The organism is Thermomonas sp. (assembly GCF_041919455.1).
In the GTDB taxonomy this organism is placed as follows: Bacteria; Pseudomonadota; Gammaproteobacteria; order Xanthomonadales; family Xanthomonadaceae; genus Thermomonas.
The window spans coordinates 1-15,073 of record NZ_JAYRTQ010000008.1 but is presented as its reverse complement, the minus strand read 5'-3'; the positions used below and the strand labels follow the sequence as shown (position 1 = coordinate 15,073).

Below are 15,073 nucleotides of genomic sequence, written 5' to 3'. Positions count from 1 at the left end.
GTAGTTTGATTTGAATCAGGGATCTAACTCTAAACAGGGGAAGATGGATTTGGGCGATAGTCAAAAAGAGGAGACTATTATGAATAGGATAGGGTATCTATTAGCATGCGCTTTCTTGCTTTGTTCGAATTCAACATTCTCTCAGGTTAGGCAAATTACAAAAAATAGCAGTCCGAAAGAAATCACGGACACTGAAATTTTAATGCGAAGTACATTGAAGGAAGATTTCGGCGGTGTCTGGATTGATCGAGAGACGGGAAGTTTAGTCGTTGGCGTGACTGACGCTCGTTTATCTCGTCTCGCTTTAGCAAATGGAGTTGTCCCAGTTAAGGTAGATGTTAATGAGGCTCGCTTGAAGTCAGCCATTGATCAGCTGAATAGGTCTGCAAATAAAAGACCGGCGGGTTTGGTAAGTTGGCATATAGATATAGAGGAAAATCAGGTCGTTCTTGGAGTGTTGGACGGTAAATATCGCTCCAATGCAGTTTCTGCATGGGCGGCGCGAGCGGGGGCTCCGTTTCGTATCGAAATAAATAGAATCGCACCCGCATTACTTCCCCCAGATGACCCTGTAGATGATGGTCCAGGTGGGGGTGGAGTAGGTGGCCCTGTGATAGGCGGCCCAGTAGTCGGAGGGCCTATTGCGAGTAGCCCTGCTGGGAGCGGCGGTGGGTTTGGCGGGCAAGACACGGTCCCACACCTTTATTTTCCAATTATTGGTGGCGCGCCGTTGTATGGGGTAGGGAGATGCTCGATTGCTTTCAGTGGTTGGAACACTACAACTGGCAAAAAATATGTTCTAACTGCTGGGCATTGCGGAGATGGCGGGTTGCCATACAAATATGAGCATATGTTTCTAATGAACAATGTTTACTACACCTCTGGGCTTCAAACCATAGGTTCGACATTCTATTCTAAATTCCCGGGCTCCGATTACAGGTTGATAGAAGTTCAGAATATGTGGGCGGCTACAAGTAGATTGGTTGATATGTGGCGATATGATTATGTAAAGGCATATGGATTTTCAACCACGGCTCCATTGCCAGCCGGAGCTCAAGTTTGCAGTTCTGGCTCCACAACTGGATGGCGGTGTGGAGCAATTATTTCCTACAATTATAATGTATGTGTGCCACAAGGCTGCGTGAATAACATGGTTTTAGCTAATTTTTGCAGCTATCCGGGCGATTCTGGCGGCAGTGTTGTGGCTGCGGGTGTTGCCAATTCGAGTGTTGCGGCGCAAGGGATAGTTTCAGGTCGGGTTGGGTTTAGCTGCGGTGCTGATCTAAAAACGTTTTATCAGCCTATTGCGCCAGTGCTACAACAACATAACTTAATGCTGCATTACATTATGCCCCCCGTTATACCTTTATAATCCAAAGAGATAGAAAGCGAAAACGCCGCCCTCGGGCTAATGCCAGTCAGTTAAGCCTTGAGCGGCAGTGATTGCAGTTGGCAAGAAGGCAAAAGGAGCGCATTTCGCGCTCCTTTTTTTCATGGTTTGCCGGGATGCAAGTCCTTAACTGACCGGCATTAGCCCGAGGGCGGCGTTTTCGTTCGTGGTGGCTGCGTCAGCTGTTGCCGGCGAACAACTCGCGGCCGATCAGCATGCGGCGGATCTCGTTGGTGCCGGCGCCGATCGCATAGAGCTTGGCGTCGCGGAGGATGCGGCCGGCCGAGAACTCGTTGATGTAGCCATTGCCGCCGAGCGCCTGGATGCCTTCCAGCGCGACCTGCACGGCCGCTTCCGATGCATGCAGCAGGCAGCTGGCGGCATCGATGCGGCTCTTGTGGCCGGCGTCGTAGTCGCGCGCGACCTGGTAGGCGAAGGCGCGGCTGGACTGCAGCGCGGTATACATGTCGGCGATCTTCGCCTGCATGATCCCGAAGGTGCCGATCGCCTGGCCGAACTGGCGACGCTCGCGCACGTAGGGCAGGGCGAGGTCCATTGCCGCCTGCATCAGCCCGATCGGGCCGCCGCTCAGCACCAGGCGTTCGGTGTTCAGGCCGCTCATCAGCACGCGCACGCCGTTGTTGAGGTCGCCCAGCACGTTCTCCGCCGGGATCTCGCAGTCCTCGAACACCAGTTCGCAGGTATTGCTGCCGCGCATGCCCAGCTTGTCCAGCTTCTGCGCGGTGGAAAAACCCTTCATGCCCTTCTCGATGATGAAGGCGGTCATGCACTTGCTGCCCAGCTCGCGGCTGGCGGTGCGCATGTAGACGATCAGCACGTCGGCCTCGGGGCCGTTGGTGATCCACATCTTGTTGCCGTTGGCCACCCACACGCCGTTCTTCAGTTCGGCGCGGCAGGACATCGAGCCGACCACGTCGGAACCGGCACCGGGTTCGCTCATCGCCAGCGCACCCTTCCATTCGCCGCTGCAGAGTTTCGGCAGGTATTTCGCGCGCTGTCCGGCGTTGCCGTTGGCGTACAGATTGTTGACGCAGAGATTGGAATGCGCGCCGTAGCTCAGGCCGACCGACCCCGAGGCGCGGCTGATTTCCTCCATCGCCACCAGGTGGGCGAGGTAGCCCATCTCGCTGCCGCCGAACTCGCCCGGCACGGTGATGCCGAGCAGGCCCATCTCGCCCAGCTTCGGCCACAGGTCCTGCGGGAACGCATTGTCTTCGTCGATCTGCGCGGCGCGCGGCGCGATCTCGGTATCGGCGAAACGGCGGACCGCCTCGCGCAGGGCATCGATGTCTTCGCCGAGGGGAAAGGGACGCATGGAGGCCTCTGGGGGATAGTAGCCCTGACGCGCGGGCCGAAGGTTGCAATTGTAACCAGCCACCGTTGCCCATCGCCCCGCCAACGGGAAACGCCCGGCAAGCCGGGCGTTCGACGAACTCTCCCCTTGGCCAAGCCCCCCTTGAGTCAAGGGGGGCGCCGCGAAGCGGCGGGGGTTCTGGAGGCACATAGCGGGACCCGAGTTCGCGCAGCGAACTTGGGCTGACCAAGGCGCAGCCTTGGTCAGTGCCCGCGGATTCGCCCCTGGAAGCGCGGCTGCGAGCGGCCCAGCGGCAGCTTCAGCTTGCCGATGGTGGTGATGCGCTCCTCGGCCAGGCGGTCGGCGGCCTGGTAGGTCGGCACGCCTTCGCGATCGCTGATTTCGTAGATGCGGGTGAGGTTGTGGTAGATCGTGCGCATCATCCGCATGGCGCGCTCGCGGTTGTAGCCGTCGAGTTCCAGCGCCACGTTCATCACGCCGCCCGCGTTCACCGCGTAGTCCGGCGCGTACAGGATGCCGCGACGCGCGACTTCGTCGCCGATCGCGTTGTTGGCCAACTGGTTGTTGGCCGCGCCGCAGATGACCCTGGCCTTGAGCCGGGGCAGGGTCTGCTCGTTGACGGTGCCGCCCAGTGCGCACGGCGAATACACATCGGCCGGCACGTCGTAGATCTCGTCCAGGCCCACCGCTTCGGCGCCGTATTCGTTGACGGCCTTGTCGACCAGCTTCGCGTTGATGTCGGTGACGAAGATCTTGGCGCCGCGTTCCTTCAGCAGCTTCACGTACTCCATGCCGACGTGGCCCAGGCCCTGCACGGCGTAGGAATACTTGCCGACGTCCTCGTCGCCGTACTTCTTGTTCAACGTGGCCATCAGGCCTTGCAGGGTGCCGTAGGCGGTGAACGGCGAGGGATCGCCGGAGCCGCCGTGGACCTGGTGCACGCCGGTCACGTACTCGGTCTCGCGGTAGACGTACTCCATGTCGTTGACGTCGATGCCGACGTCCTCGGCGGTGATGTAGCGGCCGCCCAGCGATTCCACGAACTGGCCGAACGCGCGGAACAGCGCCTCGGACTTGTCGGTGGCGGGGTCGCCGATGATCACCGCCTTGCCGCCGCCGATGTTCAGGCCGGCGACCGCGTTCTTGTAGGTCATGCCGCGGCTCAGGCGCAGCACGTCGTTGAGGGCTTCCGCCTCGCTCTTGTACGGCCACATGCGGGTGCCGCCCAGGGCCGGGCCCAGCACGGTGTTGTGGATGGCGATGATCGCCTTCAGGCCTGCGTCCTTGTTGTGGCAGAACACGACCTGCTCATGGCCGTAGGTGTCGAGGGTTTCGAAGATCATTGCGGGAACTCCGGCCGGAGCCGCTCGCGTGTCGCGATGGCGCCGACGGTCTGGAAGGGACGGGAACGGATAGGAGGTGATGGCCTGCACCGGATGCGGCGAGGCCGGCGGTGCAGGGCGCGCATTCTAAGCCATCGGTCTTGCCGGGGCTTGAATACGGGCGGGTATGGGCCAGTGGCGTGGCTTGCCGGCTCCCCATCGAAAATAAATCCCGCCGGGCTGCATCCGTGGCGCGTGCGCGCCCGTATCCACCTGCATCGGGTCGGATGCCGGGCAAGCGGGGGGCGCTTGCGGTTCGGTCCAGGGGGAACACCATGAGTCGATTCCGAGCCGTCGCCGGGGCTTTTGCCTTGTGCGGCATGGTCGCGTGCGCAACCGCGCCCGCGCCCGATCAACCGCAGCCGATGGCGGGCGATGTCGCGCCTGCACCCGTCGAGATGGCGCATGAGCACGCGCCTGAACCTGTCTCGATGCCCGCGCCGGCATCCGAGCCGGCGATGCCCGAACCGGTGCCGCCACCACCGCCACCGGTCGTGAAGGCGCCAGCACCGGTGGCCGCGAAACCCGTGCCGCCGCGAAAGCCGGTACAGCCTAAGCCTGAGACCAAGCCCACGCCTGCCGCCGAGCCCGCCAAGCCGGTGGCCAGCGGCAGCACCGTCACCGGTCGCCTGGAGCTGGTCGCGGGATCCGCCGGCGCGATCCAGGCGGGCGAGCTTGCCGACGGCCTGGTGTATTTCCTGCCCAAGGCCGGCGCACCGAAGCCCAAGCCCGGCACGTTCACCATCGACACCCGCAGCAAGGGCTTTTCCCCATCGCTGCTGGTGGTGCCGCAGGGCAGCACGGTGCGCTTCCCGAACCGCGACACGATCCTGCACAACGTGTTCTCGCGCACGCCGGGCAGCAGCTTCGACTTCGGTCACTACGGGCCCGGCGAGAGCAAGCAGGTCGTGTTCAACAAGCCCGGCCTGGTGATCGTCAACTGCAATGTCCACCACAACATGCGCGCCGACGTGGTGGTGCTGGCCACGCCGTATTACACGCGGCCGGATCGCAACGGGCGTTACAGCCTGACTGGCCTGCCGGCGGGGCCGGACACCCTCGTGTTCTGGCATCCACGGGCGCAGGCGCAGTCGGTGGCGGTGACCCTGCCGACTGCCGCGCCGGTGACGCGGCGCATGACCGCGACCCGTCCCGCGCGGCAGGAGCATTGAGTCATGGGTGGCTTCCACGGAACCCGCATCCGCATCCTCCTGGCACTGGCGGTCGTGCTGCCAGCGCTGCTCGCGCTACTGGCCCTGCAATTCGCCCGCGACGATGCGCGCGAGGCATCGCGCACGCTGTCGACCCTGGCCATGACCCAACAGTTGGTGGAGGACCAGTCCAACCGCAACCTCACCATCCGTGGCGAGCTGATCGCCGGCAACCAGGCCGTGGTGGCCTACATGACCCAGGCGCTGGGCAGCTTGCTGCCGGGCGAGGCGGTGGATTACTCCTCGATCGTCGACCTGCTGGAAGAGCGCCGCTCGCAACTCGACCTCGACCTGGCCGCTGTCGTCGCCGCCGATGGCCGCGCGCTGGCGGTGACCGACGCCTACGCCGAAGGCCACGACTTCGCCCGCGATCCGGTCTTCCTGGAGGCGCGCAAGACCCAGTCGGTGGGCACCGGCCTGTGGCGCGACGGCGAGCGCCTGCTGCACGTGGCGATGCTGCCGCTGGCCCGCTACAACGCCGGCGATGCCTACCTGCTGGTCGCCGAGGAGATCGACCAGGACTACGTGAAGACGATTGCCGGGATCGCGGCGGCGGATGTCGCGCTGGTCGCGTCGTCCGCGTCCGCTCCGGTCGTGTTGGCCTCGACCCTGCCGGCGACGGATGCAGAAGCCTTGTCGCAGTCGATCGCGCAATGGGCTGCGCACGATGCCTCATCGGCAGGTCATCTGCGCCTGGCCGCGGGATCGTCGCAGGCGCGGTTTGTGCCATTGTTCGGCAACTAGGAGGTGCGCGTGGTGCAGATCGCACGGCGCATGCCGTTGTCGGCCACGCTGGCGGCGCATGTTCCCAGCGTGCTGCTTGCGGCGCTGTCGCTGGCGGGATTGCTCGCGGCGATCGTCTGGTACGGCCGCCGCGTGGCAAGCCCGTTGCAGGCGCTCGAACGCCTGCTGGAGCGGGCCGCGACCACGGCGGATCGCAACCTGCACATGAACGAAGCCGGCAGCGCGGAGGTGACCCGCGTGGCCGCGGCGTTCAACCGGCTCATGGCCAAGGGCCAGCGGGCGGATCGCCATGACTGACCTGAAATTCGTCACCCAACCCATTCATTTGGAGATCCCGATGACCCCTGCCTGCCAAGCCGCGCGACCGCACCGTCGCCGGACCGCGGTTCCGCTCGCCTGCGCCACGTTCCTGCTGCTTGGCAGCGGCATTGCCTCGGCACAGGATGCCGCCGCGCTGGATGCTCCCGCCGAAGAACCTTCCTTGCAGGATCCACCGCCCGCGTCCAGCGGCAAGCTGCTGTTGACCGGCGGCGTGACCCAAGTCGAAGGTGCCGCCGGTGGCGGCCTGGCGCCCTGGGCCGTGATCGGCGGCAATGGCACGCGCGACCAGATCGGCGGCAGTGCGTACTACACCCGGGTCGACGTAGGCGACTACGCGCTGGACAGCTATGGGGCGCTGCTCGGCATCCGCGACCGGGTCGAACTGAGCGTGGCGCGGCAGGACTTCGACACGCGCGCGGTCGGCGCCGCGCTGGGCCTTGGGCAGGGCTACGTGATCCGCCAGGACATCATCGGCTTGAAGGTGAAACTGGCGGGCGATGCGGTGCTGGAACAGGACCGATGGATGCCACAACTGGCGATCGGCCTGCAGCACAAGCGCAACAACCGCGGTGCGTTGTTGTCGGCGATCGGCGCGAAGGACGACAGCGGCACCGATGTCTACCTCAGCGCGACCAAGCTCTACCTCGACCAGAGCCTGTTGCTCAACACCACCGTGCGTTTCACCAAGGCCAACCAGTTCGGCATCCTTGGTTTCGGCGGCGACCGCAACAGCAGCTACAAGCCGCAGTTCGAAGGCTCCGCCGCATTCCTGCTCAACCGCCACGTGGCAGTGGGCGCGGAGTTCCGCAGCAAGCCCGACAACCTCGGCATCGCCAGGGAAGACAACGTGTGGGACGCCTTCGTGGCATGGGCACCGAACAAGCACGTCTCGCTGACCGTGGCCTACGTGGACCTCGGCAATATCGTCATCCGTGACCACCAGCGCGGCTGGTACGCCTCGCTGCAAGTCGGCTTCTGAACATGGAGAACCTCATGCGCATCCGGTCCATCCACGTCGTGCTTGCCGGCCTGCTGGGCGCGGCCCAGTTCGCCACGCCCGCCTTCGCCCAGTCGACGGCTGGAACACCGCCGCAAGCCGCGGCGAGCACCGCCCCCAACCCTGCGCCCGTGCATCCGGAGCTTGCAGGCGTGTTCGAACAATTCGGCGGGATCGCCGGGCTGACCGCGCTCAACGAAGAGTTCATGGCCCTGATGCTGGCCGACCCGCGTCTGGAACCGTATTTCCGCAACGTCGACCGCCCGCGCGTGACCCGCCAGTTGACCGAGCAGTTCTGTGCGGTGCTCGGTGGTGGCTGTGCTTACAGCGGGCGCGACATGGTGGAGGCGCACGCGGCGTTCAAGATCGAGCGCGCGCACTTCAATGCCCTGGTAGAAGTGCTGCAGGTGGCGATGGACAAGCGCGGCATCCCGTTCCGCGCGCAGAACAAGCTGCTTGCCGTGCTGGCACCGATGCATCGCGAAATCGTCAACGATTGATTCGGTGCGGCGCGCCAATGCCGCGCCGCGACGGGTGGATCAGGGCGTGGCCGGCTCCACCCGGTTGCGCCCGTTGGCCTTGGCCCGGTACAGCGCGCCATCGGCCAGGGTGAGCAGCAGGTCGGCGCAGGCCGTGCCGTTGGGCACGCGGGACACCGCGCCGACGCTCGCCGTCACCGCCGGGCCATCGGGCTGGCCGTCCAGCGGCGGGATCGCCTGCACGGCCAGGCGCAGGTCCTCGGCCACGGCCATCGTCGCGGCCAGGTCCAGCCCCGGCAGGACCACGCAGAATTCCTCGCCGCCGTAGCGCGCGGCGATCGAGCCGCCGGGCAGGGTGGCCAGCATCGCGCGGGCGACCGACTGCAGGCAGAGGTCGCCGGCGATATGGCCATGCAGATCGTTGATCGCCTTGAAATGATCCAGGTCCATCAGCAGCAGGCCCAGTGGGCGCTGCTGCTCGTGGCCGTGGCGGCAGTGCTGTTCCAGCGCCTCGAACAGGCGCCGGCGGTTGCCCAGCCCGGTCAACGGGTCGGTGTAGGACAACCTGCGCAGTTCGTCGTTGGCGCGGCGCAGTTCGGTGTCGCTGGCCTCCAACTGGTTGGTGCGGTCGCGGACCATCTCGCGCAGTTGCAGTTCGCGCAGGCGCAACTGGCGCTCGCGCAGCTTCAGCACGCACCAGAACAGGGCGAGTGCGGCCAGCACCTGCAGGGCGCGCGCCAGCGGCGTCTGCCACCAGACCTGCGGGACATCGACCACCAGTTCCAGCGGCTCCGCCGGTACCCCCGCGAAATCCCGTGCCTCGATCCGCACCCGCTGGCGGCCTGCGGGCAGGCGCGCGAAGGCATGGTTTTCCAGGTGCTCCCAAGTGCCTTCCGCACCGTCGCCGCCGAGCAGGCTGACCCGATAGCGCGAGGCCGCCTCCTTCTCGCCGGTGAGCAGGTCGTAATGCAATTCCAGCGCACTGTCGGCGCGCGGCAGGACCAGCACGCCATCCACCGGGCGCGCCGGCTTGCCGTCCACGCGCAGGCCGGTCAATTCCAGTGGCGATGGCCGCCGCGGGGTGGCCTCGGGCGGGGTGTACACCGCCGCGCCGCCGACGGTGCCGATCCACACCCGGCCGCGCGCATCGACCTGCAGCGCCTTGCCGTTGCACTCGTCGTGCGGCACGCCGTCTTCGCGGTGGTAGGCGGTGGCGATGTAGCGTTCGCCGGCCGGTCGCCAACTGAACACGCCGTAGTCCGTGCAGACCATGATGTCGCCGCGACCGTCGCGCACTGCGCCGTAGGCTTTCGGGATCGGCAGGATGGGTAGCGCGGGTTCGCTGACGATGCGCGGCCTCTCGGGATTGCCAACGTCCACGCGGACCAGGCCGTGGCCACTGCTGCCCATCCACAACACCGGCCGGCCGTCGGCATCGGGGATCAGGCGCAGGTCGTAGAAGCGGTCGACCGGCAGGCCGATGTCCCTGCCGAAGAAGCGCCACTGGCCGCCGCGGCGACGCACCAGGCCCTTGCCGGCGCTGCTGAACCACAGGGTGTCGCCTACCCGCACCGCGGCGTAGACCCAGCCGGGCATGTCGCGACCGGGCGGGAACCAGTCCCAGCGCTGGCCATCCCAGTGCGCCATGCCCTGTTCGCGGGTGCCGACCCAGACCCCGTCGTCGTCGGCCAGCAGCAGGCTGACCGCATCGCCGGGCAGTTTCTTCCAGGGCGTGGGCAATTCGACGAAGCGGTCGCCCTGCAGGCGGGCGATATGCCCGCCCCAGGTGCCGATCCACAAGCTGCCCTCGCGGCTGCCGTCGGGCACGCGGCGGATGCTGCGCGCGCTGTCGCTGGGCATGCCATCGGCGCGGCCGTAGCGCCGCCAGTGGCCGTGTTCGTAACGCCCCAATCCTTCGCCATCGCTGGCCAGCCAGACCCGGTCGCCACCATCGGCAGCGGGTTCCACCCAGACGTCCCAGATCCCGTTGCCGCTGCTGCCCATCCGGCTCACCAACCGCCAGGGGCCATCCAGCGGGGTACGCACCGCACCCGTATCGGAGCCTGCCCACATCACCGGCACGCCCTGGCTGTTCTTCGTCAATGCCAGCGTGCGCACGCGCTCGCGCAATTGCGGGACGCGCGGATCGGCACCGACCCACTCGCGGCCGTCGCGCAGGATCGCCAGCCCGCTACGGGTGCCGGCCCAGACATCCAGGCCCGCGCCCGGCACCTCGACCAGGACCAGGTCGGAGACGAAATCGCTGGGCAGGGCGCTGTTGCCGACGTGCCAGCGCGTCCAGCCGCCATCGGCCAAGCGGGCCACGCCGCCGCCCTGCAGGGCCAGCCACAACACCGGCGACTGGCCGGTGCGCGGTTGCAGTTGCAGGGTGCGGATCTCGTCCGTGCGCGGGCCGCTGCCCTCGATCGCCACGCGCACGCACGCCGCCTTGCCGACGCAGCGATGCAGGCCACCGCCGAAGCTGGCGACCCACAGCGTTTCGGCGATGCCGTCGCTGGTCGGTTGCAGGGCGACATCGAAGACCTCGCGGCCGGCGAGGGTGGCGGGCAGGATCCGCGGCTCCCAGCGCGTGCCGGTCCATTCGGCGATGCCGCTGCCGGTGGCGAACACCCGGGTGTCGCCGGCCGTGCCGAACACCCGCAGGCGTTGGGTGCGATTGGCGCCGAAGGGCGAACCGAGCGAGCGCCACTCGCCATCGTGGCGGCGATAGACGCCGGCTCCGTCGACCGAGGCCAGCAGGTCGCCATCGCGGGTGCTGGCCAGGCTCAGGATCGGTTTGCCCAGCACCCCGCCGGGACCCGGTTCGGCGACCACGCGCGCGCCGTTCAGGCGGGCAAGCCCGCGCATCGTCCCCAGCCAGGCGTGGCCGCTGCGCAGCGTGGCGATCGCATTGACGGTGGGGTCGGGCAGGCCTTCGCCGGTGTCGTAGACATCGGATGGCAGCCAGCCCATCCCGTGCAGGTCTGCGTTCGCCGCCGATGACGTCGCCGGCGCGCCTGCCGACGCAGGCGCCAGGCAGGTCAGCAGGAACGCAGCGGCAAGGGTGCGGCGCATGGGCCTCCGGATTCTCCAAGAATCCATAAGCAAACTCCATGCCATACGGTGTGCAGGACGACAGGCGGCGGTTTGCAGCGGTCGAACGCTGGCCGTTGCCGGCGGTGGTTCGCGTGGACGCAGGAATGGGCAAACCCGCCCGAATGCATTGCCCGCATGGAGACCCCAATGCCGATCCCGTTCAAGCCCACTGTCCTCGCCCTCGCCCTCGCGCTTGCTTGCCTGATCCCGCCGGGGACAGCCTTCGCTGCCGAGCCACAGACGGCGCCGGCCGCGGCCGAAACCACCATCACCACGCCCGGCGGCCGCGCCACCTTCCTGCTGCCGCAAGGCTGGGCATCGCGGGTGGAAGGCAATGCGGTGATCGTCACGCCCCCGGAAGCGGATGGCTCGCGCTCCGCCTTCGTGGACGTGGTCGCGACCGACGTGGACGCCGCCGTCGCCGAAGCGTGGAAGGTGCTCGGCCTGTCGCCCAAGTTCCTGCTGGCCACTGATGCCGCGCCGCGCGATGGCTGGGACCAGCGCCGCTTCTACGACTACGACATCCCGGCCAATGCCAAGCGGGTGATCAACGCCAGCGCCTTCCGCAAGGGCAAGGCCTGGACGGTGGTGGTGGCGGACGTGGACCAGGCCATCGCCGAGAAGCGCGGCTCGCAGTACGGCAAGATCGCCCAGCGCTTCCAGCCGGCCGGGTACTCGCGGGAGACCTTCGCCGGCCGCGCCGCGCACAAGCTCGACGCCGCCCGCCTGCAGCAGGTCAGCGATTTCATCGAGCAGATGCGCAAGGAATACGACGTGCCCGGCGTGGCCGTCGGCATCGTCCAGGATGGCAAGGTGGTGATGTCGAAGGGCTTCGGCGTGCGCGAGCTGGGCAAGCCGGCACCGGTCGATGGCGACACCCGCTTCATGATTGCCTCCAACACCAAGGCGCTCACCACCCTGATGCTGGCCAAGCTGGTGGATGCCGGCAAGCTGGACTGGAATGCGCGCGCGGAGGACGTCTATCCCGCCTTCAAGCTGGGCGATGCCGCGACCACCGACAAGGTGCTGGTGAAGCACCTGATCTGCGCCTGCACCGGCCTGCCACGGCAGGACATGGAATGGCTGTTCGAGGGCGAGAAGCAGACCCCCGAAACCGTGATGACCACCCTGGGCACGATGCAACCGACCAGCGGCTTCGGCGAACTGTTCCAGTATTCCAACCCGATGGCCGCGGCTGCGGGTTACATCGGCGGACAGGTCGCGTATCCGGGCGGCGAGCTGGGTGCGAGCTACGACAACGCCATGCAGTCGCTGGTGTTCGATCCGCTCGGCATGGCCAACACCACCTTCGACTACGCCAAGGCGCAGACCGGCAACTACGCCACGCCGCATGGCTACGACATGGACCACAAGGTCGTGATCATGGACATGGGCCTGAACGACACCATCGTGGCCTCGCGTCCGGCGGGCGCCGCGTGGGGCACGGTCAACGACCTGCTCAAGTACGTGCAGATGGAACTCGATCGCGGCGTGCTGCCGAACGGTGAGCGCTACATCGGCGAGGCGGCGCTCCTGCAACGCCGTGAGCCGCAGATCTCGCTGGGCGTGGACCGCCATTACGCGATGGCGCTGATGGTCGACAAGAGCGATGGCACGACGGTGATCGACCACGGCGGCGACATGGGCGGCTTCCACTCCAACATGATGTGGTGGCCGGAGCAGAAGGTCGGCGCGGTGATCCTGACCAATGCCGACGAAGGCGTGATGCTGCGCGGGCCGCTGAAGCGCCGGCTGATGGAGCTGATGTTCGATGGCGAAGCACAGGCGCAGGCCACCGCTGCCGCCAATGCCAAGGCGAACCGCGCAGGGTTCGATGCGTTCCGCAAGCTGCTGCAGATCCCGGGCGATGCGGCCGCGCTCGCGGGCCTGGCCCCGCGCTACCGCAACGACGCGCTGGGCGACATCGTGGTCACGCGCAAGGACGGCACCACGCGTTTCGACGTCGGCGCGTTCTCGTCCGACGTGGTCACCCAGCTGCAACCCGACGGCACCCTGGTATTCGTCATGATCGACCCGCAGTCGGCGGGCTTCCCGCTCATTCGCGCCGACAAGGATGGCGTGCGCAGGCTCATCGCCCGCGATGGCCAGCACGAATACGTCTTCGACGAAGTGAAGTGACTTTGGGTCGCCTCGCCGCTTCGGCGGCGGGGTGGCTCAGCCGGCGTTCGGCGCCTTGAAGCCTTCGCACGGATCCGGGCGCTCGGTGACCGGGATGCGTCGCGTCTCATCGAAGGCGGATGCGTCCGATGCCGGTTCCAGGAACCCGACCGTATGCGGCGCCAGGCCGTCGCGGCGCAGCCAGAACGGTACCGCGATGTCCTTGCGCACGTGCCCGTTGCCGGCAATCAACACCACGCCGGTCGACGCATGCGTGCGCATCGTTTGCGCCATCACCACGTCACGGGCGATCTGCGCGTTCGCCATCGGGGGGACCATCGCCTCCGGCAGCGCCCCGCAATGGCTGTCGCGCACTTCGGTTTCCTGTGCGGCCAGCAGCGAGGCGGGCACGGCATCCAGTTGATAGCGCGCGATCAGGTCGGGCGACAACGCCGCGGCGAACCCGCCCTTGATCACCTTCGATGCCTCGCTGCGCGACAGGTTGGCGGCGCGGATCGGCAGCCCGTACTGCAGGGCCAATGTGATCAGCGGCTTGTAGTACTCCCAGGTCCAGCCGGTCCTCGCGGGCACCACCCTGGCGACCACGCAGTCGGCATCCGCGCAGTCACGCATGGCAGCGTCCAGCGCAGCCTGCTGGTCGGTATCGAACTGCTCCATCGCGATGACCGGGCGCCAGCCAGCGGCCACGTCGTCGGCCAGCCATGCCGCGCGTTTCGCGTGCCCGGCGGCGCTGTCGTGGACCTCGCCGAGCAACAGCACGCGTGGGGCGGAGGCGGGGATGGCATGCATGCAGCCCGCGGTTGCGCCTGCCAGAATGACCAAAAGCAGTGTTTTCGACATCACGGTGTCCCCGGGCGTGGTGATTGGTTGCCGCCCGACCGCTCCAGCAACGATTTGACCAGCCCGATCCTGTCGGCTTCTCCCGCAACGCGCGTGTCGGCCATCGCAAGATAACGTTGCGCGGCTTCCTGCCAGCCTGGAATTCCTCGATGCTGCAGGATCCGGGTCCGCACGAACCAGGCGCCGGGGTCATCCGGCCATTCCGCGACAAGACGATCGCTGCAGGTCTCCATCACCGTGTCCAGCTTCCTGTCGCTGATGCCGAAGTTCAAGCATTCCGACATGAGGATGGCCTTGTACTGGTGGTCGCCCTTGTACCTGACGCCGCCGCTTTTTGCGTAAGCGAGTCCTGTTCCATCGCGCACATTCTGCTCGGCCTGCGACAGATAGCCCTCGAGGGCCGGATTGCCCTTGTAGCGATCTTTGAGGATCCGATAGTCAATGACAGCCCAATCGGGCCGGGTCACGATGTTGAAGTCCGCACGCATGAAGCGGTAGCGGTCGCCCGGGTCGAAATCGAAGCGGACGGCAGACGACAGGTAGGCCATCCACAACTCGTGCTGCCCCAGTTTGTTCCATGCATCGGAAATGACGTTCAACATGTAGGAGCTGGGGCCGTAAGACGCGAACTGTTCAAGCTGCCTGACGTCTTCCCGTGTCAGGTCCGATGCGACGAGCAGGTCGTACGCCTTGATCTTGCCCACGACGGTGCCGTGCAGTGGATTCTTGGCGCTACTGGCATCGAGGAAGCGCAACACCTCATCAAGCTCCGCCTGGCTGCCGCCCCAGCGTGGCTCGGCGGCGCCGCTCCATGCCGAGGACGCGAAATACGATTCCGGATGCGCACGTGCACATTCGCGTCCCTGGTCGAACGCGGAAGCGCTTCCACCTGACAGCATCAACGCTGTCGTGCGCAATGCGCATGCGGCGGACAGGCGAGGCTCCAGCTCGTAGGCCTGGCGCAATTCATCGGCGGCCGCCTGCGCTTGTTCCGCGGCGGTATCCAGGTCTGCCGGTTCGGTCTCGCGCGCATACGCGCCCCCGCGCGTGCTGCTCGCTTTCGCCAGCAGGCTGGCCCCCCGTGCCGCGTGGGCGAATGCACTTCGTGGGCTGTGCTGCACCCATCGATCTGCGTAGG

General features: G+C 66.2%; 12 protein-coding genes. 7 read left to right on the top strand and 5 right to left on the bottom strand.

The annotated features are described in order from the left end of the window. Positions 1 to 43 precede the first annotated feature (43 nt). Positions 44 to 1,372, top strand: a complete 1,329-nt coding sequence (locus ACE3T8_RS07185) for a S1 family peptidase (RefSeq protein ID WP_374608021.1) — start codon at positions 44 to 46, stop codon at positions 1,370 to 1,372. A 196-nt stretch (positions 1,373 to 1,568) separates the two neighbouring features. Here the strand turns inward: ACE3T8_RS07185 and ACE3T8_RS07180 are convergent, their stop codons facing one another. Both ACE3T8_RS07180 and ACE3T8_RS07175 read right to left on the bottom strand, forming a co-directional pair. After that, positions 1,569 to 2,726, bottom strand: coding sequence for an isovaleryl-CoA dehydrogenase (locus ACE3T8_RS07180; protein ID WP_374608020.1), 1,158 nt, complete (start codon positions 2,724 to 2,726; stop codon positions 1,569 to 1,571). Between the two features lie 242 nt (positions 2,727 to 2,968). Then, positions 2,969 to 4,069 (bottom strand): Glu/Leu/Phe/Val dehydrogenase dimerization domain-containing protein, encoded by a 1,101-nt coding sequence (locus ACE3T8_RS07175; RefSeq protein WP_374608018.1) that lies wholly within the window; start codon positions 4,067 to 4,069, stop codon positions 2,969 to 2,971. A 314-nt stretch (positions 4,070 to 4,383) separates the two neighbouring features. On the opposite strand from ACE3T8_RS07175, the gene ACE3T8_RS07170 reads away from it, so the two are divergent. From ACE3T8_RS07170 to ACE3T8_RS07150, 5 genes are read left to right on the top strand one after another with little or no spacing between them, the layout of a single operon-like run. Next, a complete protein-coding gene (locus ACE3T8_RS07170; protein ID WP_374608017.1) occupies positions 4,384 to 5,280 on the top strand; it encodes a hypothetical protein in 897 nt (298 codons plus the stop codon). 3 nt (positions 5,281 to 5,283) lie between these two features. After that, positions 5,284 to 6,063, top strand: coding sequence for a hypothetical protein (locus ACE3T8_RS07165; RefSeq protein WP_374608016.1), 780 nt, complete (start codon positions 5,284 to 5,286; stop codon positions 6,061 to 6,063). 9 nt (positions 6,064 to 6,072) lie between these two features. Next, positions 6,073 to 6,360, top strand: a complete 288-nt coding sequence (locus ACE3T8_RS07160; RefSeq protein ID WP_374608015.1) for a hypothetical protein — start codon at positions 6,073 to 6,075, stop codon at positions 6,358 to 6,360. A 40-nt stretch (positions 6,361 to 6,400) separates the two neighbouring features. Continuing rightward, positions 6,401 to 7,363, top strand: coding sequence for a DUF3034 family protein (locus tag ACE3T8_RS07155; protein ID WP_374608014.1), 963 nt, complete (start codon positions 6,401 to 6,403; stop codon positions 7,361 to 7,363). A gap of 14 nt (positions 7,364 to 7,377) precedes the next feature. Further along, positions 7,378 to 7,881 (top strand): group 1 truncated hemoglobin, encoded by a 504-nt coding sequence (locus ACE3T8_RS07150; RefSeq protein ID WP_374608013.1) that lies wholly within the window; start codon positions 7,378 to 7,380, stop codon positions 7,879 to 7,881. Between the two features lie 39 nt (positions 7,882 to 7,920). On the opposite strand, the gene ACE3T8_RS07145 is transcribed toward ACE3T8_RS07150, so the two are convergent. Further along, positions 7,921 to 10,935, bottom strand: a complete 3,015-nt coding sequence (locus ACE3T8_RS07145) for a diguanylate cyclase (RefSeq protein ID WP_374608012.1) — start codon at positions 10,933 to 10,935, stop codon at positions 7,921 to 7,923. Positions 10,936 to 11,103: 168 nt separating this feature from the next. Between ACE3T8_RS07145 and ACE3T8_RS07140 the strand changes: the two genes are divergently transcribed. After that, positions 11,104 to 13,095, top strand: coding sequence for a serine hydrolase domain-containing protein (locus ACE3T8_RS07140; protein ID WP_374608010.1), 1,992 nt, complete (start codon positions 11,104 to 11,106; stop codon positions 13,093 to 13,095). Between the two features lie 36 nt (positions 13,096 to 13,131). Here ACE3T8_RS07140 and ACE3T8_RS07135 read toward each other — a convergent pair whose 3' ends face one another. Both ACE3T8_RS07135 and ACE3T8_RS07130 read right to left on the bottom strand, forming a co-directional pair. Continuing rightward, a complete protein-coding gene (locus ACE3T8_RS07135) occupies positions 13,132 to 13,884 on the bottom strand; it encodes a ChaN family lipoprotein (RefSeq protein ID WP_374608008.1) in 753 nt (250 codons plus the stop codon). Between the two features lie 50 nt (positions 13,885 to 13,934). Beyond that, positions 13,935 to 15,073: hypothetical protein (locus ACE3T8_RS07130; protein ID WP_374608007.1), on the bottom strand; the 1,139-nt coding region annotated here is incomplete at its 5' end.